General features: G+C 69.4%; 22 protein-coding genes and 1 pseudogene. 6 read left to right on the top strand and 17 right to left on the bottom strand.

Features of this window, described 5'->3' with window-relative positions:
• The 3 genes and pseudogenes from P3H15_RS02200 to P3H15_RS02190 all read left to right on the top strand — a co-directional run.
• A pseudogene (locus tag P3H15_RS02200) lies at positions 1-194 on the top strand (hypothetical protein); the annotation flags it as partial.
• 295 nt (positions 195-489) lie between these two features.
• Positions 490-1218 (top strand): flavodoxin family protein, encoded by a 729-nt coding sequence (locus P3H15_RS02195; RefSeq protein ID WP_072940749.1) that lies wholly within the window; start codon positions 490-492, stop codon positions 1216-1218.
• A gap of 24 nt (positions 1219-1242) precedes the next feature.
• Positions 1243-2112 (top strand): class II glutamine amidotransferase, encoded by an 870-nt coding sequence (locus P3H15_RS02190; protein WP_276135752.1) that lies wholly within the window; start codon positions 1243-1245, stop codon positions 2110-2112.
• An 8-nt stretch (positions 2113-2120) separates the two neighbouring features.
• On the opposite strand, the gene P3H15_RS02185 is transcribed toward P3H15_RS02190, so the two are convergent.
• Together P3H15_RS02185 and P3H15_RS02180 are read right to left on the bottom strand one after the other, a co-directional pair.
• Positions 2121-3176 (bottom strand): ferredoxin--NADP reductase, encoded by a 1056-nt coding sequence (locus tag P3H15_RS02185; RefSeq protein WP_276135751.1) that lies wholly within the window; start codon positions 3174-3176, stop codon positions 2121-2123.
• A gap of 131 nt (positions 3177-3307) precedes the next feature.
• Positions 3308-4069, bottom strand: a complete 762-nt coding sequence (locus P3H15_RS02180; protein ID WP_276135750.1) for an SDR family NAD(P)-dependent oxidoreductase — start codon at positions 4067-4069, stop codon at positions 3308-3310.
• A gap of 114 nt (positions 4070-4183) precedes the next feature.
• Between P3H15_RS02180 and P3H15_RS02175 the strand changes: the two genes are divergently transcribed.
• Positions 4184-4957 (top strand): SDR family oxidoreductase, encoded by a 774-nt coding sequence (locus tag P3H15_RS02175; protein WP_276135749.1) that lies wholly within the window; start codon positions 4184-4186, stop codon positions 4955-4957.
• Between the two features lie 76 nt (positions 4958-5033).
• Here P3H15_RS02175 and P3H15_RS02170 read toward each other — a convergent pair whose 3' ends face one another.
• The 6 genes from P3H15_RS02170 to P3H15_RS02145 are packed head-to-tail and all read right to left on the bottom strand — an operon-like array spanning position 5034 to position 10683.
• A complete protein-coding gene (locus tag P3H15_RS02170; RefSeq protein ID WP_276135748.1) occupies positions 5034-5846 on the bottom strand; it encodes a MaoC/PaaZ C-terminal domain-containing protein in 813 nt (270 codons plus the stop codon).
• 2 nt (positions 5847-5848) lie between these two features.
• Positions 5849-7027, bottom strand: coding sequence for a lipid-transfer protein (locus tag P3H15_RS02165; RefSeq protein WP_276135747.1), 1179 nt, complete (start codon positions 7025-7027; stop codon positions 5849-5851).
• Positions 7024-7473 (bottom strand): MaoC family dehydratase, encoded by a 450-nt coding sequence (locus P3H15_RS02160; RefSeq protein ID WP_276135745.1) that lies wholly within the window; start codon positions 7471-7473, stop codon positions 7024-7026. The genes P3H15_RS02165 and P3H15_RS02160 overlap by 4 nt, the downstream gene beginning before the upstream one ends.
• Complete coding sequence (locus tag P3H15_RS02155) at positions 7470-8582, bottom strand: acyl-CoA dehydrogenase family protein (RefSeq protein WP_276135744.1); 1113 nt, start codon at positions 8580-8582, stop codon at positions 7470-7472. Before P3H15_RS02155 ends, P3H15_RS02160 begins: the two co-directional genes overlap by 4 nt.
• The gene (locus P3H15_RS02150; protein ID WP_276135743.1) at positions 8582-9520 is read right to left on the bottom strand and encodes a bifunctional MaoC family dehydratase N-terminal/OB-fold nucleic acid binding domain-containing protein; all 939 of its coding nucleotides are present in this window, start codon (positions 9518-9520) and stop codon (positions 8582-8584) included. Before P3H15_RS02150 ends, P3H15_RS02155 begins: the two co-directional genes overlap by 1 nt.
• Positions 9517-10683, bottom strand: a complete 1167-nt coding sequence (locus P3H15_RS02145; RefSeq protein ID WP_276135742.1) for an acyl-CoA dehydrogenase family protein — start codon at positions 10681-10683, stop codon at positions 9517-9519. Before P3H15_RS02145 ends, P3H15_RS02150 begins: the two co-directional genes overlap by 4 nt.
• A 139-nt stretch (positions 10684-10822) precedes the next feature.
• On the opposite strand from P3H15_RS02145, the gene P3H15_RS02140 reads away from it, so the two are divergent.
• Positions 10823-11263 (top strand): nuclear transport factor 2 family protein, encoded by a 441-nt coding sequence (locus P3H15_RS02140; RefSeq protein ID WP_276135741.1) that lies wholly within the window; start codon positions 10823-10825, stop codon positions 11261-11263.
• Here P3H15_RS02140 and P3H15_RS02135 read toward each other — a convergent pair.
• Genes P3H15_RS02135 through P3H15_RS02125 form a run of 3 tightly spaced genes read right to left on the bottom strand, consistent with a single transcriptional unit; the run spans position 11247 to position 15035 of the window.
• The gene (locus P3H15_RS02135) at positions 11247-12134 is read right to left on the bottom strand and encodes an LLM class F420-dependent oxidoreductase (RefSeq protein ID WP_276135740.1); all 888 of its coding nucleotides are present in this window, start codon (positions 12132-12134) and stop codon (positions 11247-11249) included. The two genes, P3H15_RS02140 and P3H15_RS02135, sit on opposite strands and share 17 nt — an antisense overlap.
• 13 nt (positions 12135-12147) lie before the next feature.
• Positions 12148-13815 (bottom strand): AMP-binding protein, encoded by a 1668-nt coding sequence (locus P3H15_RS02130; protein WP_276135739.1) that lies wholly within the window; start codon positions 13813-13815, stop codon positions 12148-12150.
• A 26-nt stretch (positions 13816-13841) separates the two neighbouring features.
• Positions 13842-15035: an NADH:flavin oxidoreductase gene (locus tag P3H15_RS02125; protein ID WP_276135738.1), complete on the bottom strand. Its 1194-nt coding sequence runs from the start codon at positions 15033-15035 to the stop codon at positions 13842-13844.
• A 154-nt stretch (positions 15036-15189) separates the two neighbouring features.
• Here P3H15_RS02125 and P3H15_RS02120 point away from each other — a divergent pair, with 154 nt between their 5' ends.
• Positions 15190-16851 carry a class I adenylate-forming enzyme family protein gene (locus tag P3H15_RS02120; RefSeq protein ID WP_276135737.1) on the top strand — a complete coding sequence of 554 codons (1662 nt, stop codon included), beginning with the start codon at positions 15190-15192 and terminating at the stop codon, positions 16849-16851.
• 73 nt (positions 16852-16924) lie between these two features.
• Here the strand turns inward: P3H15_RS02120 and P3H15_RS02115 are convergent, their stop codons facing one another.
• The 6 genes from P3H15_RS02115 to P3H15_RS02090 all read right to left on the bottom strand — a co-directional run bounded on the left by P3H15_RS02115 (position 16925) and on the right by P3H15_RS02090 (position 23478).
• Positions 16925-17740 carry a mycofactocin-coupled SDR family oxidoreductase gene (locus P3H15_RS02115; RefSeq protein WP_276135736.1) on the bottom strand — a complete coding sequence of 272 codons (816 nt, stop codon included), beginning with the start codon at positions 17738-17740 and terminating at the stop codon, positions 16925-16927.
• 19 nt (positions 17741-17759) lie between these two features.
• Positions 17760-18410, bottom strand: coding sequence for a PaaI family thioesterase (locus P3H15_RS02110; RefSeq protein WP_276135735.1), 651 nt, complete (start codon positions 18408-18410; stop codon positions 17760-17762).
• Entirely contained in the window at positions 18407-19279 is an 873-nt protein-coding gene (locus tag P3H15_RS02105; RefSeq protein WP_276135734.1) for a MaoC/PaaZ C-terminal domain-containing protein, read from the bottom strand. Before P3H15_RS02105 ends, P3H15_RS02110 begins: the two co-directional genes overlap by 4 nt.
• The gene (locus P3H15_RS02100; RefSeq protein WP_276135733.1) at positions 19279-21480 is read right to left on the bottom strand and encodes an acyl-CoA dehydrogenase; all 2202 of its coding nucleotides are present in this window, start codon (positions 21478-21480) and stop codon (positions 19279-19281) included. The genes P3H15_RS02105 and P3H15_RS02100 overlap by 1 nt, the downstream gene beginning before the upstream one ends.
• Before the next feature lie 22 nt (positions 21481-21502).
• Positions 21503-22666 (bottom strand): steroid 3-ketoacyl-CoA thiolase, encoded by a 1164-nt coding sequence (locus P3H15_RS02095; protein WP_276135767.1) that lies wholly within the window; start codon positions 22664-22666, stop codon positions 21503-21505.
• A gap of 200 nt (positions 22667-22866) precedes the next feature.
• Positions 22867-23478 (bottom strand): TetR family transcriptional regulator, encoded by a 612-nt coding sequence (locus tag P3H15_RS02090; protein WP_072940808.1) that lies wholly within the window; start codon positions 23476-23478, stop codon positions 22867-22869.
• Positions 23479-23645: the final 167 nt, after the last annotated feature.

Below are 23645 nucleotides of genomic sequence, written 5' to 3'. Positions count from 1 at the left end.
CCCACCGCTACCAGGTCACCGACCTCGGACTCGACACCGCGAAGTTCCTCACCTGCGTCCACGATCGGGTCCTGCGCACGGGCCTGGCCGAACTCGCCACCCCGACAACAACTCCCGGCCGCCTCCGAGCGGTTGCGACCGCGTACCGCACCGCCGTCGATACCCTCACCGGCGCAGCGCAACTCGCAGCCTGAAACACCAAGCCGTCGAACGTGACCCGAACACCACAAACTTGACTCAATAATCCGGCTACGCCATCTTTAGCTACCTAGGGCGTGTCTCTCAATTCCTCTCGGATGCACCTGGCGAAACGATCGTCGTCCGGCAAGGCGGAGGAGAAGCCGATACCGTTGTTGTATCGGCGCCGACGACAACGCAGCAGGGCGGCGATCGGGCGCCAGGTGCGCCGACAAGGGAGTTGAGAGACATGCCCTAGACCTGTCGCCACTTCCGCCACGAAGAGGAACCGCCGCGGCATATCGTGGACTGATGACCGATCCATCGCCGCAGGACGGGCCACGGTTCAGTGGTCTGCGTGCCTTGTTCGTCAACTGCACCCTCAAGCGGTCACCCGATGTGAGCAACACCCAGGGGTTGATCGACCGCAGTGTCGGCCTGATGGAGAAGGAAGGCGTCTCGGTCGACCAGTTCCGGGCGGTGGACCACGACATCGCGACCGGCGTCTACCCGGACATGACCGAGCACGGGTGGCCGAGCGACGAATGGCCACAACTGTTCCGGCGCGTGCTGGACGCCGACATCCTGGTACTGGCGGGCCCGATCTGGCTCGGCGACAACGGTTCCGTCACCAAGCAGGTGATCGAGCGGCTGTACGGGTGTTCGTCGCTGCTCAACGACCACGGCCAGTACGCGTACTACGGGCGGGCCGGTGGGTGTCTGATCACGGGCAACGAGGACGGGGTCAAGCATTGCGCGATGAACATCCTCTACAGCCTCCAGCATCTCGGATACGTGATCCCGCCGCAGGCCGACGCCGGATGGATCGGTGAAGCCGGGCCCGGACCGTCGTATCTCGATGAGGGGTCGGGCGGCCCGGAGAACGATTTCACCAACCGCAACACCACGTTCATGACGTACAACCTCATGCACGTCGCCGCGATGCTGAAGAAGGCAGGCGGGTTCCCCGTGTACGGCAATCAACGCTCGGAGTGGGACGCCGGTTGCCGCCCCGACTTCGCCAACCCGGACTACCGCTGAGCCGCCCCACCCGAGAGGGAAGTCATGTGCCGATTGTTCGGGCTGTCCGCCGCCCCGCACCGCGTCCGCGCGTCGTTCTGGCTGCTGGACGCCCCGGACAGCCTGGCGCAGCAGAGTCACCGCGAGCCGGACGGCACCGGCCTCGGCACGTTCGCGGAGGACGGGACGCCGGTGGTGGAGAAGCAACCGCTCGCGGCGTACGAGGACGCGGAGTTCGCGCAGGAGGCGAAGCACCGGTACTCGGCCACGTTCGTCGCGCACATCCGTTTCGCGACCACGGGCGAACTGCTTCCGCAGAACACTCATCCGTTCGCCCAGGACGGTCGCGTGTTCGCCCACAACGGCGTGGTCGAGGACCTGCCGAAGCTCGAGGCGGAACTGGGCTCCGATCTCGCACTCGTTCACGGCGACACCGATTCGGAACGCGTCTTCGCGCTCGTGACCAGTCACATCGGCAGGAACGGCGGCGACGTCACGGCAGGGATCACGTCGGCCGCGCGGTGGCTGGCCGACAACGTGCCGATCTACGCGCTCAACATCCTGCTCACCACCCCCGGCGAATTGTGGGCGCTGCGCTACCCGGACACCCACGACCTGCTCTTCCTCGAGCGGCGCGCGGGCGGTCCGAGCGGCGGACGCCACCTCCAGCACGCGAGTACCCCCGGCCGGATCCGGGCCAGGTCGGAACATCTCGCCGAGCGTCCCGCGGTGGTCGTCGCCAGCGAACAGATGGACGAGGACCCCGGGTGGACGCCGCTGCAGCCGGGCGAACTGCTGCACGTCGGCCGCGACCTCGGCGTCACCCGCGATGTGATCGTCGATCGCCCGCCGCGGTACCCGATCCGCCTCGCCGACCTGAACGCCCGCGCGGCGGCGGCGCAGACCGAGAAATAGCTACCCGGTCAGAACTCGACCCGCACGTGCTCGCTGACGGGACGGGCCTGGCACGCGAGGATGTAGCCGCTCGCGATGTCCTCGGGGTCGAGGATCGACGCGTTGTCCATGTCCACTTCACCCTCGACGACCGTGCATGCGCAGGAACCGCATTCACCCTCACGGCATGAGTAGGGGACGTCGAGTCCCGTGGACAGCATGACGTCGACGAGCGTCGCCCGGCGCGGCCAGGTGAGGTTGTGCGCTTCGCCGTCGAGTTGCACCTCGACCGTCGACGCCGTTCCCTGTTCCGTGTCCGACAGGTCCTCGACGACGACGTCCGCGAACGGATCACCGGACAGCGAGGTGAACACTTCGGCGTGCACCCGATCCCGTGGGACGCCGGCGAGCGCGAGCGACTCGTGGATCGCGTCCATGAAGGGGCGCGGCCCGCACAGGTAGGCGCGGTGGTCCCGGAACCGGTCAGACAGATTGGCCAGCTGGCGTGGTGTCGGCAGGCCCTGCACGCTCTCGAGCCAGTGCACGACGGTCAGCCGGTGTTCGTGGCGGGCGGCGAGGTCGCGCAACTCGTCGGCGAAGATCACCGATTTCTCGTCCCGGTTCGCGTACACGAGAACGACTTTCCCGTTCCCTTCGCTCAGCGCCGATTTGAGGATCGACATCACCGGGGTGATTCCGCTGCCCGCGGCGAACAGGATCAGGTCTTCGTCCAGGCTCGCCGGGGTGAACACTCCGGCAGGCGGCAGCACCTCGATGCGGTCACCGACGCCGACGTTGTCGCACAACCAGTGCGAACCGTAGCCGCCTGCGGTGCGCTTGATCGTCACCTTCGGCAGGTCGTCGGTGAACGGCGAACTGGCCAGCGAGTAGCACCGCGCGACGGATCCCGTCCGGTCGCTCGGGATGCGCAGAGTCAGGAACTGACCCGGCTTGTAGGCGAATTCGTGCCTGCGCTCGTCGGGCACGTCGAACACCAGCGACCGGGCGTCGGACGTCTCCTCCACGACGGCGGCCACGGTGACCACTACTGATCGCGAACTGCGTGGTGTTTCAACGGTCGTCATCGCGACGGTGCCCTCTCGCTACGGTAATTCGATCCTGCCGAAACTAGTGCAGTTCGACAGTGGTGGCCTCAGCCCTTCCCGCTGGGCGGGACCCAGATCTTCGCCGTCAGCCCCAACGGGACTGCCCGCCGTCAGCCCCAACGGGACTGCCCGCCGTCTAGGGGGATGGTCGCCCCGGTGAGATAGCCGGCGTCCTCGCCGACGAGGAACACGACGGCGCGCCCGATGTCGGTCTCCGCATCGCCGACGCGTCCGAGTGGGATGCCCGCCACGAACTCCGCCGCCTCGTCCGGATTCCGGTCCATCCACCGCGCGAGCGCCGGACTCTTGGCGTGCGGGGCGACGGACAGCACGCGGATGCCGTCCCGGCCCCACTCGCACGCCGCCGACCTGGTCAGCGAACGCATGCCCTCCTTGATCGAACCGTAGGCTCCGTAGTTGCTGGCGTCCCAGCGGACGGCCGCCGACGTGACGAGGTTGACGATCACGCCGCCGCCGCGCGAGACCATGTGCGGGTGGCACGACTGCATCATCCGCAGCGTCGCGAGGGGTCCGGTCGCGAACGACCGCTCGTACTCCTCGTCGATCACCGACAGGATCGGTCCCGGTGAGCAGTCGTTGGCGTTGTTGACCAGGATGTCGACGCCGCCGAACAGATCCACGGTCCGCTCGACGGCGGACGTGATGTCCTCGCGCCTGCTGACGTCGCACACCACCGGTGCGCTGCGGGCGCCGATCGCGGCCAGTCGCTCGCACGTGTCGTGCAGTTTCGATTCCGTGCGTCCGGCGACCGCGATCGCAGCCCCTTCCCGTGCGAGGGCGAGGGCGATTCCCTGCCCGATCCCCTGGCCCGCACCCGTGATCAGTGCGACCTTGCCGTCGAGTGTGTTCATGTCCGCTCCCGTTCCCCTACTATCGAGACCAAGCAATTGCTTGGTCGTGCATATTCACTGATCCCCGCCGAGCGCCGGGTCTCCCCCGCGCTCCTCACTCCGAAGGTCTTCCCCGTGACACATCCCCACCCTCTCGATTTCAGTGGCCGCTCCGTCGTCGTGACGGGCGGCACCAAGGGCATCGGCTTCGTCGTCGCCGAGTCGTTTCTCGCCGCGGGTGCGAACGTGCTCGTGTGCGGCCGCTCCGCGCCGGACATCCTGCCCGCACACGGCGATCGCACCGCCGCGTTCCGCGCCACCGACGTTCGCGACCACGCCGACGCCGCCGGACTGATCGACGACGCCGTCGCCCGATTCGGCCGCCTCGACGTCCTCGTCAACAACGCGGGCGGGTCGCCCGACGCCGACGCGGCCACCGTCTCGCCGCGCTTCGTCGAGAAGATCGTCGCGTTGAATCTGCTGGCACCCTTCACCGTCGCCCAGGCCGCGAATGCGGTGATGCAGCAGCAGTCCGACGGCGGCGCGATCGTCAACATCGGCAGCGTCTCGGCCCACGATCCGCAACCGGGCACCGCCGCCTACAGCGCCGCGAAGGCGGGCCTGCTCGTGCTGACGAAAGCGCTTGCGCTCGAATGGGCTCCGAAGGTCCGCATCAACCACATCACCACGGGCCTCATCCGCACCGAGAGCGCGGCGTCCGTCTACGGCGAGGACGGTGGCGCCGCCGTCACCCGGACCCTTCCGATGGGGCGGATGGCGGTGCCGTCCGACATCGCGGACGCCTGCCTGTTCCTGGCGAGCCCGCAGGCGTCGTACGTCAACGGCGCCGATCTCGCCGTCCACGGCGGCGGCGAATACCCGGCGCGGTACCTCGCGACCCACTCCTGACCTCGACACCGAATGCCGCACCGGTTCAGTTCACCTGCACCGGTAAGGCATTCGGTGACGGACGGCGACCGTGCGGTCAGCCGAACGCGGCGCGGGCGCCTGCGATCACCGGCGCGTCGTCTCGGACCAGTTCGAACGACGCGTCACCCGGATCACCCCACGCCCGCAACGACGGCGCGTCGCCCGGGTACACCGGTGCGGCGAACCGTCCCTCGAGCCGGGCGAGGTCGGCGGGGTGCACGTCCAGCGCCCGCGCGAGTTCCAGCGCGCTCGCGGCGAGGGTGCACAGGCCGTGCATGATCGGCCGGGGCTGCCCGATCCGCTCCGCCGCCGCCGGATCGATGTGGATGTGGTGCCGGTCGCCGGTCAGCCGGTACAGCGCCGCCTGGTTCCCGGCGGTGTGCAGGACACGCTGCACGACCGGTTCGCCCTCGGGCCGAGACGGTTTCGCGGGACCGCGATCGCCGCCGAACCCGCCTGCGCCCGGCGCGAACAGCGACCAGGTGGCGACGAAGAACTCCGATTCGACGCGCACCTCGAACACCGCCGCCGAACCCTTGTCCCACACCTCGCCGACGGACGCCGACAACGCGATCTCGCCGCGGCGCGGAAGGGGGGCGAGCACCGTCAATTCCTGCGACCCGTGCAGCGCCGTCTTGGTGTCGAAGGCGCCCCGCGATCCGAGTTCGTCCGGCGCCCACTGGGCGAGGGTGAGAGCGAAGGTGGGCAACACCCGCAGACGCTCCTCGAAGACGAGGTCCAGTTCGGTGGCCGTCGCACCCACCGACAGTGCGTACAGGATGGCATCGCGCTCGTCGTACCTCACGATCCGGGTGCCGAGGTCCTCACCCCGCCACGCTCCTGCCGTCGTGCGCTCGGTTGTCGTCATGATCAGTCCTCTCTGCCCAGGATCAGGCCGCTGGTGGGCACGGCGGTGCCCGCGGTCACCAGCACGTTGCCGATGCCGTCCGGTTGTGTGGTCGACGTTCCGCGGATCAGGCGGACCGCCTCCGCGATGCCGTTGACGCCGTGCAGATAGGCCTCGCCGATCTGCCCGCCGTGCGTGTTGGACGGGAGGCGTCCGCCGATCTCGAGGTTGCCGTCCCGGATGAAGTCCTTCGCGTCGCCGGGGTCGCAGAATCCGAGTTCCTCGAGTTGCGGCAGGACGAGCGGGGTGAAGTGGTCGTAGAGGATCGCCGCCGCGATGTCGTCCGGCGCGAGACCGCTCTGCCCGTAGAGTTGCCTGCCGACGAGGCCCATTTCGGGTATTCCGGTGATGTCGGGCCGGTAGTAGCTCGCCATCATGTGCTGGTCCTTGCCGGAGCCCTGCGCGGCGGCCTTGATCATCGCCGGCGTGTTGCGGAGGTCCTTGGCGCGTTCGGCGGAGACGACGACGAGCGCCTGGCCGCCGTCGGTTTCCTGGCAGCAGTCCAGTAGGTGCAGCGGTTCGGCGATCCACCGCGACTGCTGATGGTCGTCGAGGGTGATGGGCCTCCCGTGGAACCAGGCGGCGGGGTTGACGGCGGCGTGCTTGCGGGCGACGACCGCGACCCGGCCGAAGTCCTCGCTCGTGGCGTCGTACCGATGCATGTACCGGCGGGCGAACATCGCCACCCACTGGGCGGGCGTCGACAGTCCCTGCGGGGTCAGCCAGGCGTAGGCGGCCCGGTCCGCGGTGCTGTCCATCGGGCGGTCGTGCTGCCCGAGTCCGTAACGCACACCGGACCGTTCGTTGAACGCGCGGTAGCAGACGACGACGTCCGCGATGCCCATCGCCACGGCCATGGCCGCCTGCTGGACGGTGGCGCACGCGGCGCCGCCGCCGTAGCCGATGCGGGAGAAGAACTTCAGCTCACCGATGCCCGTATTGCGGGCGACGAGTACCTCCCCGTTGGTTTCGGCGGTGTACGTGGACAGTCCGTCCACCTCGGACGGGTCGATGCCCGCGTCGGCGAGCGCGGCGACGATCGCCTCGCACGCCAGTTGCAGTTCGCTGCGTCCGGAATGCTTGGAGAATTCGGTGGCGCCGATGCCGACGATGGCGGCGGCGCCCGACAGGGGGCTGGTCACAGGTCTCCTCGTGCAGGCAGGTCTCCTCGAGCAGGCAGGGCGACGACGACGGTGCCGGTGGCGTGGTCGCCGAGGCTGTTCGTGCCGCGGATCTTCACGGTCGCGCGGCCGTCGTCCTTCGCGACCACCTCACCGGTCAGGGTCATCGCGTCGCCGGGGTAGTTGGGGGCGCCGAGCCGAATCGCGATACGGCGCAGCGACGCGTGTTGGCCCGCCCAGTCGGTGACGAACCGCCCCACCAGCCCGTTGGTGGTGAGGATGTTCATGAACACGTCCTTCGACCCCCGCTCCACGGCGAGGGCCGGGTCGTGGTGGACGTCCTGGAAGTCGCGGGTGGCGAGCGCGGTGGCGACGATCAGGGTGCGGGTCAGCGGAATCACCAGCTCCGGCAGCCGGTCGCCGATCTGCACGGTGTCGTAGGCCGGGGCGCCGACGGTCGCGGTCATGCGACCACCTCGACGCCGGCCGCCAGTTGCGCACCCAGACGTGCCAGGTCGGAGGAGGCGGCGCCGAGTGTGGCGGCGAGCTGTTTGCCCCACAGCAGGTGCCGGTGCACCGGGTAGCCGGTGTCGACGCCGATCCCGCCGTGCACGTGCTGCGTGCGGTGGACGACCCGCTGGCCGCCGTCGGTGGCCCACCATTTCGCCACCGGCACGGCGGTTCCCGGATCCTCCCCGCTCCCGAGAAGCCAGACGGCCTGCCAGAGCGTCACACGCATGGCTTCGAGGTCGATGTAGCAGTCCGCGAGCTGGTGGGTCACGGCCTGGAATGTCGCGAGCGGGCGGCCGAACTGGGTGCGCCCGTTCAGATAGGTGACGGCCTGACGGACCGCACCTTCGCCCACGCCCAGCTGCAGGGCAGCGCCCGCGAGTTCCGCCCGGTCGAGCAGCCACCGCACCGCGGTGCCGTCCGCGGGGCCGAGCGGCTCTGCCGGCGCCCCGTCGAACGTGAGGTTCGCGCAGATCTCGTGGGTGGTCGACTCCGCCTGCTGCGCGGTCACTCCCGCGGTCCCCGGATCCACCAGGAACAGCGCCGGACCGGTCGGGGTAGTCGCGGACACGACGATGTGTTCGGCGAGGTGAACCACCGGCACCGCCGCCTTGGACCCGTGCAGCTGCCACCGGCCGTTCACCTCGCGGGCCGTCGTCGACGGTTCGCCCGGGGCATGCGGTCCGAACTCCTCGAGTGCGACGGTGAGGATCAGGCTGCCGTCCGCCGCCCCGGGGACCAGCACGTCCCGTTGGTCCGGCGTCCCGAACTCGGCGATCGCCAGCGCGCCGAGGACGTGCGGCCACAACGGAACCGGCGCCACGGTCCGGCCCTGCTCCTCGAGCAGCACGTACAGTTCCGCGAGTCCCGCGCCGCCGCCCCCGAGGTTCTCGGGCAGGGCGATGCCGAGCAGACCGGTGGTGGCGAGTTCGCGCCACAGTTCCCGGTCGATGCGGTCGGCGGTCGACTCGATTTCCTCGAGCCGTTCGGGTCGCGACTTGGCGGCGAACACGTCCGCGGCCAGTCCGCGCACCGCTTCCTGCTCCTCGCCGAATGTGAAGTCCATCAGTTCTCCTCCCAGGTGGCGGGCCGGAACGCGGGGAGCGTGAGTTCCGGGTCGGCGTCGATCCAGTCCAGTTCCACCGGCATTCCGATGTGCACGTCCCCCGGTTCGACGCCCGTCATGTTGGCGATCAGCCGGGTGCCCTCCGCGAGTTCGATCACCGCGACGATGAGGGGGTAGTCGAAGGCGTCGATCTTCGGGTGGTGGTTGACGACGAACGTGTAGACGGTGCCCCGTCCCGACGCGTCGACGGTGTCCCAGTCGGTGGAGCGGCACTGGCCGCACATCGGTCCGGTCGGGTGCCGCAGCACCCCGCAACTCGCGCACCGCTGGATGACGAGGCGGTGCTCACGGGCGGCCGCGAACCAGAAGGCGTTGTCCTCGTTCAGGGCCGGCCGCGGGCGCAGGGCGCGGGGGGCCGGGCGTTCGGCGGGCCGGAAGCGGAGTGTCCGCCACCGCTGGGTGCCGACGATCTCGCCGTCGCCGTTGCGGTACGTCTTGAGGGTGGTGACGAAATGCCCGGCGCCGAGCCCGGTCTGCTTCTCTGCGGACACGGACTCGACCACCTCGGTCGTGCTGACCCGGTCGCCGGGGCGCAGTTCGGCGAAGAATTCCTGGTCGGAGTCCGTGGCGACGACGGACGTGAATCCCGCCTCGTCGAGCGTGTCGACCAGTTCCGTCCAGACGGGTGACGGGTCGGAGCCGGACATCTTGTCGGAGTACGTGCGCATCGTCCACACCTGCAGCATCTGGGCCGGCGCGACCGCGCCGGGGCGGCCGGTGGCGCGTGCGGAATCGTCGTCGAGGTAGACGGGGTTCGTGTCCCCCATCGCCTCGGCCCAATGCCGGATCATGGGGGTGTTCACGGGGTCGGGACCCCAGGTGGCCGGGACGATCGTCCGACCCTCGAAGGCGCGGAGCCGGGTGAGGAGTTCGCTCATTTCACCCTCGTCTCGCGGACGAGCCCGAGGCCGAGGGTGCCGACCATGTCGCGGAGCACCTCGTTGACGCCGCCGCCGAACGTGTTCACCACGCTCTGCCGGGAGATCTGCTCGATCTGGCCCGCGAGAATCGCGCCCGGCGAACCCGGCCGCAGCCGTCCCGCGGCGCCGAGGATCCCGAGCAGCGTGCGGTATACGTCGACGTGGGTTTCGGTGCCGTACGTCTTGGTAGCGCCGGCGTCGGCGCCCGACAACTGATCCCGAGCGACGGCGGCGGTCATCTTCCAGTTCAGCAGTCGCATCGCCTCGAGCTTCGCGTGCGTGCGCGCGAAGTCCATCTGTACCCAGGGGATGTCGAGTGCGCCTTTCTCCCGAGCCCAGTCGAGAACCTGGTGCCACAAGCCGAGTGTGCGGCCGCCGAGCGCCGCGAGCCCGATCCGTTCGTGGTTGAGTTGCGCGGTGATCAGCTGCCACCCGCCGTGGACGTCGCCCACGACGTCCTGATCGCCGACCCGGATCCCGCTGTAGTACGTCGACGTGACCGTCAGCCCTCCCACGGTGTGGATGGGCGACCAGCTGAACCCGGGGTCGTCGGTGGGCACGATGAGGATCGAGATTCCCTTGTGTTTCGGGGCGTCCGCATCGGTGCGGCACGCCAGCCACACGTAGTCGGCGGTGTTGGCGCCGCTGGTGAAGATCTTGTTGCCGTCCACGATCCACGAGTCCCCGTCGCGCACCGCCCGGGTCTGCAGCGCGGCGAGGTCGGTGCCTGCCTCGGGTTCGGTGTAGCCGATGGCGAACACGATGTCGCCGGCGAGGATGCCGGGCAGGAACCGCGCCTTCTGCTCCTCGGTGCCGTACTTCATCAGCGTGGGCCCGACGGTGTTGACGGTGACGAACGGGAACGGCAACCCGGCCCGCTGCACCTCGTCGAAGAACACGAACTGGTCTTCGATCGACCGTCCCTGCCCGCCGTACTCCACCGGCCAGCCGACACCGAGCCAGCCGTCCTTGCCCAGCAGGCGCACGATGTCGCGGAAGTGTTCTCCGCCGACACCCTCCTCACCTGCGACGCGCCGCTTCTCCGCCGGCAGCAATGCCGCGAAGTAGGTGCGCAATTCCCGCCGGAGTTCCCGCTGCGCGGGCGATTCCCTCAGATCCATCGGCGATCTCCTCATGCCTGTGCGTGGCTGTCGCCACGTGCGTTCTGGACGCTAACCAGCCCTCCCCCGCCCCGGTGCCGGTGTCTCGGTCACCGGGAGGCGGCTGTCGCCGATGCCGGGCGTCCGATGGAATGGTGGAATGGCCACCGAATTCGCTCTCACCGAACTCACCGCCCGCTATGCGCGGGCCGTCGACCGGCGCGAGACGGCGACGCTCGCGGCGCTGTTCGACCCGGACGCGACGTTCGTCCTCCCGCCCGCGTTGACGGGCACCGGCGCGGCGACGGAACTGCGCGGCAGTGACGCACTCGCGTCCGCCGTGGTGGACGCCGTCACGCATCTGCATTCCACGCGGCACGTCGTCCACCAGCAGGTGCTCGACGTGGACGGGTCGACGGCGTCGGGTGAGACGTACTGCACCGCCCATCACGTCTATTCCGGCCGAAACGGATTCCGTGACAACCGGATCGCACTGCGCTACCACGACCGTTACGTGCTCGGCGACTCCGGCTGGCGGTTCGCCCGGCGCGAACTGATCGTCGACTTCAGCGAGGACGTGCCGGTCACCGTGCCGGACTGAGTCCCAGCCGGGCCGAGCAGGCGGCCATCTCGTCGACGACCTGGTCCAGGGACTGCGCGTGCCGGGACGCCGACAGGACGAGCCGGTTCGCGCCCAGGTCCCGGGACCGGTCGAGTTTCGCCTCGTCCAGCCGGGGCAGCGTGGCACCCAGCACGAGTTCGACGTCGGCGGGGTCGCGGCCCGCGCCTGCCGCGGCGGCCCGCATCCGGGCGATCGCCCGGTCCAGGTCGGCACCGGCCAGGCCGAGCGGCTGGAACCCGTCGCCGAGCCGCCCGGCGCGGCGTGCGGCGGCCGGGCTGTGACCACCGATGAAGAGCGGCACTCCCGAATCCCGCTGCGGTTTGGGCCAACTCTGCGCGCCCCGGAAGGAGAAGTATTCGCCCTCGAAGTCGACCGCGGCGGTGCCCGACCACAGGGCCCGCATCACCGCGATCGCCTCGTCGGCCACCGCGCCGCGTCGGTCGAAGTCGCCGCCGCACGCCTCGATCTCCTCCCGCATCCAGCCGAGACCGAGGCAGACGCGGAGACGTCCAGCGGACAGCCGGTCCAGGGTGGCGAGGCGTTTCGCCAGCACCACCGGGTGATGGTTGGGCAGTACCAGCACTCCCGTCGCGAGACCCAGGGTCGTCGTGGCGCCGGCGACGAACGACAGCAGTTCCAGGGGGTCCGGGAGGCTGCAGTCGTCGGGCAGATGCGACTTTCCGGTGGGCGAGTACGGGTATTCGCTCTCCGTGTCCGCGATGACGACCGAGTGTTCGACGGCGGAGATCTCGTCGAATCCGAGCGATTCGGCGGCCCTGGCGAATTCGAGTATCCACTCGGGCTCACCGGCCCGTCCCAGCTCGACGGGAATCACCACACCCAGTTTCATGTCACCCTCACCGTCACACGTGCAGGAATCGTTGCCGGCCGTGCGTGTGGAACTCCTGCTCCAGCGCGGCCTTCTCACTGTCGGTCATCTCGTGGTATTCGGGAACACCGCGTCCCACCCACCGGAAGACCGGATCGTCGCACCGCCAGCACTGCTCCTGCAGGGTCCGTTTGAGCACCTTGTTCGATCCCGTCACCGGCAGGTCCGTCGACACCCGGACGAATCGCGGGGCCGCCTTCGTGCCCAGGTCGTCCTGGCCGTCGAGGAACGCGGCGAACTCGACCGGATCGAAATCGGCCGGGTCCGACACCTCCACCGCGGCCATCACCTGATCACCCGACCTCGGGTCGGGCACGGCGTACACGCCGGTGGCGATCACTTGCGGGTGGCGGCGCAGAATCCGCTCCACCATCAGTGCCGACGTGTTCTCCCCGTCCACCCGGATCCAGTCGCCCTTCCGGCCTGCGAAGTAGATGAAGCCGGCCTCGTCGACGTACCCGAGGTCGCCCGTCCAGTACCACCCGTGCCTGATCCGGTCGGCGATCGCGTCCTCGTTCTTGTAGTAACCCTCGAACCGTGCCGCGCCCGCCTTGTCGATCATCTCGCCGATCGCCTCGTCCGGGTTGAGCACCCGGCCGTGCTCGTCGATCCGCGCCCGGGCCTTCTCCGCGAGCGTGTCGGGGTCGACGATGACGATGTTCTCGTTCGCGGGCCTGCCGAGCGCGCCCTCGGGGGCGTGCGGGTCGAGCGTCACCGAACCGGCGCCCTCGCTGGAGCCGTATCCCTCGTACAGTTCGGCGCCGAACCGGCGGACGAATTCGGTCTTGTCCTCCGGGGACGCCTCGGTCCCGAAACCGCGGACCAGCGTGTTGTCCCAGTCGTCGGGTTGTTCCGGGGTGGCCATCAGGTATGCCAGTGCCTTGCCGACGTAGGTGAAGAACGTGGCACCGAAGAAACGGACGTCGGGCAGGAAACCGGACGCGGAGAACTTACGCGGCAGGCAGACAGTGGCGCCGATGGCGAGGGCGGGCGCCCACAGCGCCATCAACGCGTTGCCGTGGAACAGCGGCATGCAGCAGTAGTCGACGTCCTCGCGCACGTGCCCGTACTTGGCGATGTTCGCGTACGCCAGCCGGGCGAGGCGGCCCTGGCTGCACCGCACCGCCTTCGACGTGCCGGTGGTGCCGGACGTGAAGAGCAGCAGGAACAGCGTCGACGGATCGAGCGTGGGGTCCTCGACCGGGTGCTCCACCGTGTGGGCCGCGACGAGGTCGGTGTAGGCCGGTTCGTCGACCAGCAGGAACCGGTCCTCGGACAGCCCGAGGTCGAGACCCGCGAGCTGCGCCTTCCCCGCGGTGTCCGTCACGATCAGCTGACAGTCGACGTACCGGATCTCGGCCTCGAGTTCCGCCCCGCGGCGGGTCGGGTTGATGCCGACGACGGTGGCGCCTGCAAGGGCCGCGCCGCCCAGCCAGAACAGGAACTCGGGGGTGTTCTCCAGCAGGACGCCCACGTGGAACGGGCCGTCGCGGCGCAGCGAGGACGCGACGGCCCCGCGCGCGGCACTCTCGTGCACGACCTCGTCCCAGGTCCAATCCTGATCCCGGGTGCGGACTCCCATCCTGTCGTCACCCAAGCGGTCGAGCAGCATCCGGGCGATCGTGGTGCGTTCCAACTCCATCTCTCCTGTCGACACGGCCTGCGCGCTCACTGCGCTCGGAGCACGCAGTGGGTGCCACCGTAGATCGCCGTCATGCACTTGTTGCAGTGAATGCACAGACCGGGGTTGTGGATCTCGTCCGTGATCCGGTTGACGAGATCGGGTTCCCGCAGCAGTGCCCGTGCGACCGCCACGAACTGGAAGCCCTCCTCCATCGCCAGGTCCATGGTCGCCTTGCCGGTGATGCCGCCGAGCAGCACGAGCGGCATCGTCACGGCCGCCCTGATCTGCCGGGCGTTCTCGAGGAGGTAGGCGTCGCGGTAGGGGTATTCCTTCAGGAAATGCTTGCCGACCAACCGGATTCCCAGTTTCGTCGGCTGCGGCATGACGGCGGCGAACTCACGCAGCGGCGCGTCGCCTTTGAACAGGTACATCGGATTCAGCAGCGAACTGCCCGCGGTGAGCTCGAGCGCGTCGAGGGAACCGTCCTGTTCGAGCCACTGCGCCACCTGGATGGCCTCGTCCACCCAGAAGCCGCCGGGCACACCGTCGTCCATGTTCAGCTTCGCGAGGATCGCGATCCGGTCGCCCACCGCGTCGCGCACCGCCCGGGCGGTCTCGAGCGCGAACCGGGCGCGGTTCGCGAGGGACCCGCCATACTCGTCGGTGCGCTTGTTGACCTTCGGACTGAGAAGCGAGCTGATCAGGTAGTTGTGGCCGAAATGGATCTCGACGGCGTCGAACCCTGCGTCCACCGCACGGCGGGCTGCGTGGGCATGCGCCTCGACGATCCGGGTGATGTCGGCCGCGGTGGCCGGCTTGGAGAAGTTCTGCGTCGTCATCCGAAAGGCACGGGACGGGCCCAATGCGGGGTACCCGATGTACTTCGCGGCCGCGACCGGTCCCGCGTGACCGATCTGCGCAGACACCGCCGCGCCCTCGGCGTGGATGGCGTCGGTCAGCTTCCGCAGGCCCGGCATCGTCTCGTCGGTCCATTGGATCTGGCCGGGCGACGTCCGACCGTCGGCGGCGACGGCGCAGTACGCGACCGTCGTCATGCCCACGCCCCCGGCGGCGGGCCGCCGATGGAATTCGATGAGCTCGTCGGTGACCAGACCCTTCGGGGTCAGCCCCTCGTACGTCGCCGCCTTGATCACGCGATTACGCAGGGTGATCGGCCCGAGCCGGGCCGGGGCGAGCGGATCGACCTTCACTGCGGGCGGGTCGAGATCTATCGTCATATGAGTTCCTCCAGCTGCGATTCGCTGTCGAACGTAACGGCGCCGGGATGTCACGAATCGTGGCAGTCTCGCTGAGTGGTAACCACGTCCGGGCGCCCGTCACGGCGTGCCATCTTGTGTCGGTACCAGTGCCCGAGGACGAAAGGTCGCCCCGATGACTGCCCCAACAGATCCACAGTTGCTCCTGGATCAGGTGATGTCCCGCCTCACCGGACCCGGTGGCCGGTTCGAGCTCGTCGAGGAACCGGTGCTCGGCACCCGGATGCCGGTGATGAAGAACCGTGGACGCTCGGTCGGCGAACTTCTCACCACGTCACTGAGGTGGGGCGACCGCGACTACCTGGTGACCGCCGACCGCCGGATGTCCTACACCGAGCACGCCGCCGTGGTCGCGGCCCTGGCGACGGCGCTGCGCGAGGACCACGGCGTCCGGAAAGGTGACCGGGTGGCGATCCTCGCCGCGAACACCCCCGAGTGGGTGATCGCGTTCTGGGCCACCCAGGCGCTCGGCGCCATCAGCGTCGGATTGAACGGGTGGTGGGTTCCGCGGGAGGTCGAGTACGGGCTGACACACAGTCGCCCCACCGTGGTGATCGCCGACGCGAAGCGCGCCGAGACGCTCGCGGCGGTCGGCGCCGCGGTCCCCGTCCTCACGATGGAGGAGGATCTGCCCGCGATCTTCGCGCGGTACGCAGGTTCGCCGATGCCGCACACCGACGTCGACGAGGACGATCCCGCCGCCATCCTGTACACCAGCGGCACGAGCGGCAGGCCCAAGGGGGCGTTGCACTCGCAGCGCAACATCCTGGCCGTCGTCGACTACCACAGCTTCAGCGACGCCGTGGTCGGCGAATTCAGTGGACGGCCCGTCGATCCCGACGTGCCGAGCCCGCTTCGCTACCTTCTGACCTCTCCCCTGTTCCACATCGCGAGTCTGCACAACCTGGTGATTCCGCGGCTGGCGACGGGCGGGGCGGTCGTCATGCACGAGGGCAGATTCGACGTCGACGCCGTGCTCCGTCTCGTCGAACGGGAACGCGTCACCAACTGGGGCGCGGTGCCCACCATGGCGTCCCGACTGCTGGAGCACGAGAACCTGGGCAGGTACGACCTGTCGTCGCTCACGTCGTTCTCGCTGGCCTCCGCCCCGTCGTCGGTCGCGTTCCAGGAACGTCTGCGCGAGAAGGTGCCGTTCGCGCGCAACGCGCTCGTGGACAGTTACGGTCTCACCGAGTGCAGTACCGCGATCGCGGTCGCCACCGCCCCCGAACTCGAGCAGTTTCCGGGCACGCTGGGCCGTCCGATCATCACGGTGAGCATGGAGATCCGCGACCCGTACGGGGAGTGGCTGCCCGACGGCGTCGAGGGTGAGGTGTGCGTCCGCAGCCCGTTCGTGATGCTCGGCTATTGGGAGGACGAGGCCGCCACCGCCGCGGCGATCACCCCGGACCGGTGGCTCCGGACCGGCGACTTCGGGCTCGTCGAGAACGGCCGCCTGCGGCTGACCGGACGTCGCTCGGATCTGATCCTGCGCGGCGGGGAGAACGTGTATCCCATCGAGATCGAGCAGTGTCTCGACGAACATCCCGACGTGCTCGAGTGCGCCGTGATCGGGACACCCCACGAGGATCTGGGGCAGGAGGTGGCGGCCGTCGTCGTGCTGCGACCGGGTGCCGCGGCCACCGAGGCGGAACTGCGGGACTACGCCGCCGATCGGCTGTCGTATTTCAAGGTCCCGACGCGGTGGCGGATCACCACGGACCTGCTGCCCCGCAACGCGACCGGCAAGATGATTCGCCGCGACATCACCATCTGACACGCCGAATGCCGCGGGGGTGCAGTCGAACTGCACCCCCGCGGCATTCGGGCGAGGCATTGCCGGGCGAACGTCAGCGGATGAGGTTGCCGAGATCGACGGGGATCTGCGCCCCGGTGATGTACTTCGCTTCGTCGGAACACACCCAGGCGACGACGGCGGCGACGTCTTCCGGCTGGGTGATGGTGTAGGGCAGCGTGTTCTGGTAGATCGAGCCGAGAGTCGACGCGTACTTCGTGATGAGCGGGTGCAGGTCGCGCATCTTCATGCCGGTGTCGACCCCCGCCGGGTGCACGGTGTTGACTCGGATGCGGTGCTCTCCGAGTTCGTTCGCCATCGTCTTGGCCAGCCCGGTGATGCCGTGCTTGGTGGCGACGTAGTGCCCGGTGAACGGGGTGCCCTTCAACCCGGACACCGAACTGGTGAAGACGACGGCGCCGCCCTCACCCTGTTCGATCAGGTACGGAATCGCCGCCTTCGCGGTGTGGAATGTTCCCGTGAGGTTGACGTCGACCGTCTCCTGCCACTGCTCGGCGGTGATCTCCCACGACAGCGCCCCCGAGCAGATGCCCGCGTTCGCGATCACGACGTCGAGGCGGCCCAGCCGGTCGATGCCGTCGGCCAGTGCCCGCGAGAGGCCGTCGAAGTCGCGCACGTCGGCGGTGGCCGCGACGATCCTCCGACCGGTCGACTCGACCAGCCGGACCGTCTCGGCCAGGTCGACCCGGGTGGCGCCGGGATAGGGCGTGGACGCGAATTCGGTGCAGGCGTCGATCGCGATGACGTCCGCGCCCTCGGACGCGAACCGGACAGCCTCGGCGCGGCCCTGCCCGCGGGCGGCGCCGGTGACGAAGACGACCTTGTTCTCGAAACGCTGCGGTGACGTCACGGTCTGCTCCTGATCGGGGTCATCGTGGGCGGGGCACGGTCTTGTCGACGAACAGTCCCTCGACGGAGACGCACACCTGGCCGTCCGCGGTCCGGATGTCGCCGGCGGTGGTGATCTTGCGGCCGTCGACCGTCATCAGCTTCCCGGTCAGGGTGAGCGGTTCGAACAGCGGCGTCGGGCGGTGGTAGCGGGTGCTCAACTGCGCTGTCATGCCCGCCTTTCCACCCCATGCGTTGGCGACGCCGAGGACGTGGTCGAGCAGGAGCGCCGACACTCCGCCGTGGACGTGCCCGGGCGGCCCCTGGTACGGGATGGTCAGGGTGACGGTGCCCCGGACCGATCCGTCCGGCAGGCCCTCGAGGACCAGGGGCGGCGCGAGCGCGTTCTCGGGTCCGGTGACGGGATCGTGCCGGGTGACGCCCTCGCCGTTCCACATGTCGATCAGCCGCTCCGCGACGGCGGGGGCGTGTTCCTCGAGGTGTTCGGCGATGCTGTTCAACTCCTCCGCGACGCGCTCGAGGTTGGCGTTGCCGCGGTCGGTGCGCAGCAACGCGTCGACCACACGCCGGGCGGCCCCGGTCGCCCGGTCGACGGCGGAACCGTCGGGTGGCGACGTGAGCACCGTTCCCGGCGGACTGTTCTCGAACGTGGGGTGCGTTCCGACGCTCATCCGGTCACCTCCATCGTCGCCTGGGTCAGCACCGGTTGCCCGGCCCGGTCGGGGCACGTCGCGCGGAGGGTGAGCCGGTCGCCCTCCTGCCAGACCGCCGTCTCGACGGTGTCGCCGGGGTACAGCGAGCCCGCGAACCGCACCGCGTAGTGGCGCAGTCGCGTGGGATCGCCGTCCAGCATCCCGTCGACGACGGCCTTGCACACCACACCGTACGACGCGAGCCCGTGCAGGATCGGCCTTTCGAACCCGGCCGCGGCGGCGAACTCGGGGTCCGCATGCAGTGGGTTGAGGTCGCCGCTGAGCCGGTACAGCAGCGCCTGCGCCGTCCCGGTGCGGGACACGAGCACCTTGTCGGGCTCCCGTTCGGGGATCGTGGCCACCGACTCGGGTCCCGGGGAGCCGCCGAACCCGCCCTCATCACGGGCCCAGATCTGCATCCCCGTGGTCCACAACGGGTTCCCGCCCGAGTCGGTGGCCGTCTGTTCGAGCACGATGACGGCGGCCTTGCCCTTGTCCCACACGTCGGCCACCCGCGAGGACACCCGGGCCCCGCCCGAGGCGGGGATCGGCGCGTGCACGGTGAGCGACTGGCCGCCATGCAGGATCTTGCGCAGGTCGATGTCGATGCCGGGCAGGCTCAGCCCGGCCTGCGGTACGTCGCCCGCCGAGATGCCCTGCCCCGCGACGAGCGCGAACGTCGGCAGCACCCGCAGGTTCTTCTCGTACACCCAGCGCAGTTCCGCCGGGTCCCGGGTGTTCTCGCCGGCGCCGAGTCCGAGGTGGTAGAGCATCACGTCGCGTTCGGTCCACGACAGTTCGCGCACGGCCGGGTCCGCGGCCAGCGCCGCCTTCAGGTCGATCGCCATCAGGCCACCGCTCCCTGTCCGGGCTCGGGATCGCGGGGCAACCCCAGCAGCCGTTCGCCGATGATGCTGAGCTGGACGTTGGTGGTGCCGCCCGCGATCGACATGCACTGCGAGTTCAGGAACATCTGCATGTCCGACGTGCGGGGCCGGTCGCCGAGCAGGGCCCGCGGTCCCGCCCAGTCCATCGCCACCTCCCACACCTGCTGGATGTGTTCGACGCCGAGCAGTTTCGCGATCGACGACTCGGCTCCCGGTTGCCCGCCCGCGATCGAGCGCACGGTGGTGCGCAGCGCCATCAACCCGCCGGACTGCGCGTCGCAGAGGACCTTGCCGAGCACGGTCAACTGCTCGTCGTCGATGCCGCCGGGCAGTTCACCGGCCAGGGTCAGCAGCGCCTCGCCCCCGGACCCCAGCGAGGAGTCGTGCGACAGCGACACGCGTTCGTTGGCGAGGGTGGTGCGGGCCAGCTTCCAGCCGTCGCCCGGTTCGCCGACGAGGAGTTCGTCGGGGACGAAGACGTCGTCGAGGAACACCTCGTTGAACAGGGCCTCGCCGGTGATCTCGCGCAGCGGCCGGATGTCCAGGCCCTCGCTCGCCTTCATGTCGATCAGGAAGTACGACAATCCCTTGTGTTTGGGGACCGAGGCGTCGGTGCGGGCGAGGCAGATGCCCCAGTCCGCGTCCCGGGCCATCGACGTCCACACTTTCTGCCCCTGCAGCATCCAGCCGCCGTCCACCTTGGTGGCCCTGGTGTTCAGGCCTGCGAGGTCCGATCCGGCGCCGGGTTCGGAGAACAGCTGGCACCAGACGAGGTCGCCGCGCAGCGACGGCGGCACGAAGCGCTGCACTTGGTTTTCGCTGCCGTGCGCGACGAGCGTGGGCACCACCCAGTTGCCGATGATCATGTCGTGCGGCTTCAGCGCGGCCGTGCGCAGTTCCTCGGCGATCACGAGTTGTTCCACGGCACCCGCTCCCCTGCCCCACGGTGCGGGCAGGTGCGGTGCGGTGTACCCCTTTTCGGCGAGGTACGTTCTGCGTTCCGTCTCGCCCAGCGACGCGGCGGACGCGAGTTCCGCGCGGACGCAGGCCCGGATGTCCGCGGCCTCGGGCGGCAGATCGATACCGAGCACCCGGCGGGCACCGCCCAGCGTCGCGCGGGCGACGCGCCGCCGCCAGAACGCGGTGGACCCCAGCAGGATCCGCAGCGACTGCGCCCGGCGCAGGTACAGGTGGGCGTCGTGTTCCCAGGTGTAGCCGATGCCCCCGAGCACCTGGATGCAGTCCTTGGTGACGGAGAACGCCGCGTCGGGTGCGGTGGCGCCGGCAACCGCGGCGGCGAGTGACGCCTCCGCAGTACCAGTTTCGGAATTCATCGCGCGGGCGGCGTCCCACGCGCAGACGCGCGCCTGCTCCGCGAGGCCGAGCATCCGCGCCACCCGGTGCTTCACGCCCTGGAACTGGCCGATGGGACGGCCGAACTGTCGACGCACCTTCGCGTAGTCGGCGGCGGTGGTCACGGCCCAGTCGGCGACGCCCGACGCCTCGGCGGCGAACAACGTCGCGGCCAGATCGAAGACGCGCTGGGCATCGATCCGCAGGACGTCGGCCTCGGTGATCTCGAGTCCGGTCACCGCCGCGGTCGCGTTGCGGCGCACCACGTCGTGGCTGGGCAGGTCGGTCACCTCGAGGCGGTCGCGGGTGAGCACCACGAACACGGTGTCGTCGCCGTCCGCGGCCGCGAGCAGGAACAGGTCGCCCACCTGCCCGCCGAGGACGTACCCGGACTCGCCGTCCAGCGTCAGCGCTCCGCCGTCCCGGACGAGGCGCAGCGAACCCGGCTGCAGCGCCACCGCGCCGAGGGTCGCACCGTCGGCCAGCCCCGAGAGCTCGCCCGTGCGGCCGGACTCGTGCAGGACGGCGCCAAGCAGCACGGTCGGCAGGAACGGCCCGGGCAGCAGGACCCGGCCGAGTTCCTCCGTGACCACGGCTAGTTCCACCAGCCCGCAGCCCGCACCGCCCACATCCTCCGGCAGGTGCAGTCCCAGTACGCCCAGTTCCGCCAACGACTTCCAGAACAGCGGTCGCTGCTCGGTCTTCGCCTCGACGGCCTCCCGGAGCACGGCCGGGGTCACGGTTCGGGCGGCCCAGCCTCGCACCGAGTCACGGAGGTCGCGCTCTTCTTCGGTCAATCCCATTGTCATGTCGGCCTCGATCGTTCGGGGTTCAGATGCGTTCGATGATGGTTGCGGTGGACAGCGCGCCACCGGCACACATCGTGACGAGTGCGGTGGCGGTGTCGGAGCGTTCCAGTTCGTGCAGGGCGGTGGTGATCAGCCGGGCCCCGGTGGAGCCCACCGGATGTCCGAGGGCGATGGCGCCGCCGTTGACGTTGACCTTCGACAGGTCGGCGCCGTGCACCTGCGCCCACGACAGCACGACGGACGCGAACGCCTCGTTGATCTCGACGAGATCGATGTCGCCCAGCGACATTCCGGCGCGATCGAGGACCATCCGCGTCGACTCGATCGGTCCGTCGAGGTGGTAGTAGGGGTCGGAGCCGACCATGCCGGACGCGACGATCCGCGCGCGCGGGCGCAGTCCGAGTTCGCGGGCACGGTCCTCGTCCATGAGCAGAACGGCGGCGGCGCCGTCGCTGATCTGGGACGAATTGCCCGCGGTGTGGATGTGGCCGTCGATCACCGGCTTCAGTGCGGCCAGGGCGTCGGGCGTCGTCTCCCGCAGTCCGCCGTCCCGGGTGACGACCGCGGATTCGCCGGTGGGTGTGCCCGCCTTGTCCACGACGGGGGCGGTGACCGGCACGATCTCGCGGTCGAATCGTCCTTCCGCCCAGGCCTGTGCGGCGCGTCGTTGCGATTCGAGGCCGAGTGCGTCGACGTCGCCCCGCTCGATCCCGCGCAGGTCGGCGATCCGCTGGGCGGACGTGAACTGGTCGCCCATGTCGATCGACCAGTCGCCGGGGTACGGGTTGCCCGTCTCCGGCGTGGCGGCCTGGCCGAGGAACACCCGGCTCATCGCCTCGACCCCGCACCCGATTCCGGCGGAGATCTGGCCGGACGCGATCAGACCTGCCACGACGTGCACGGCCTGCTGGGACGATCCGCAGGCGCAGTCGATCGACGTGGCCGCCGTCGTATACGGCAGTCCGGCGTGCAGCCACGCCTGCCGGGTCACGTTGTTGGACTGCTCACCGGCCTGGGTGACGCATCCGCCGACGATCTGCCCGACGTCCTCCGGGGCGACACCGGCCCGTTCGAGGACCCCTCGCTGCGCGGCGCCGAGCAGTTCGGCCGGATGCAGTCCGGACAGCGCTCCGCGCCGGCGCCCGATCGGTGTCCGTGCCGCGTCGACGATGACGGCGTTGCCCATGTTCCGCTCCCTTGGGTTCTTCTGGCTCGGGTTCTTCTGGCTCGCGGACACGTCCGCGGCTCATTTTTGAAATTTATTCTATTTTTTGGAAGACAGCAATGCCCTTAGTCATGCGAAGGACGGATTCCGACTCGACTCGGCGGTCAGGAATGAATTTCACTTCGGGAGCGCCGGGGAGGCGACCCCGGCCGGACAAGCGGTCAGCGGTGCGACAGACCGACCAGCAGCAGGTCGCACGCCTTGCGGATGTCGGATTCGGCGTCGGGGATGGTGACCCGGCCGTTGAGGCAGGACTGGATCACGCCGAACCACAACTGCACCAGCAGGCGCAACGCGGTCAGGTCTTCCTCCGTCGGGTGTTCGATCCCGGCGGCGTCCAGCATGATCTGCCGGAACGCGCGGTCGACCTTCCCCGCGTCCGGCACGGACGCCACGTTGGCAGTGCTCGTGGACTGGATCATCGCCGTGGACAGCGCCGGGCGGCGCAGCAGACCGCGGGTGGCCCGGACGAGCACGTTGTACACGGCGTCCTGCGGCGATTCCCCGGGCGGCGCACTCTTCTTGAAACCGGCACCCATCCGGTCGATCTGATCGACCATCACCGCGACGAACAGGTGCGTCTTCGACGGAAAGTACCGGTACAGCGTCCCGATCGCGACACCGGCGCGTTTGGCCACCTCGTGCATCTGGACGCGGGCGAGTTCCTTCTCGGTCGCCAGTTCGACGGCGGCCTCGAGCATGCGGACGTGGCGGGCCCGCTGTTCCTCCGAACTCGGTTCGGCAGCGTCCCGCACCTCGGCGATTCTCGGCACCCTCGATCCCCCTTCACTCCGCAACAGCCCCGGATCCGGTGTCGATTCTCGCACTGGATCGGCAAAGCTTCGAATTTCGTCCGGTGAGTGGGACCGCACGTGCCGCACGCCGCCCGGATGCGATTGCGTGAACCCCACGACTGGACCGTCAGTCACCACAGACCATC

The organism is Rhodococcus sp. T2V (genome assembly GCF_029269925.1).
Classification (GTDB): Bacteria; Actinomycetota; Actinomycetes; order Mycobacteriales; family Mycobacteriaceae; genus Rhodococcus_F; species Rhodococcus_F koreensis.
This window is presented reverse-complemented; position numbering and strand designations above follow the sequence as displayed.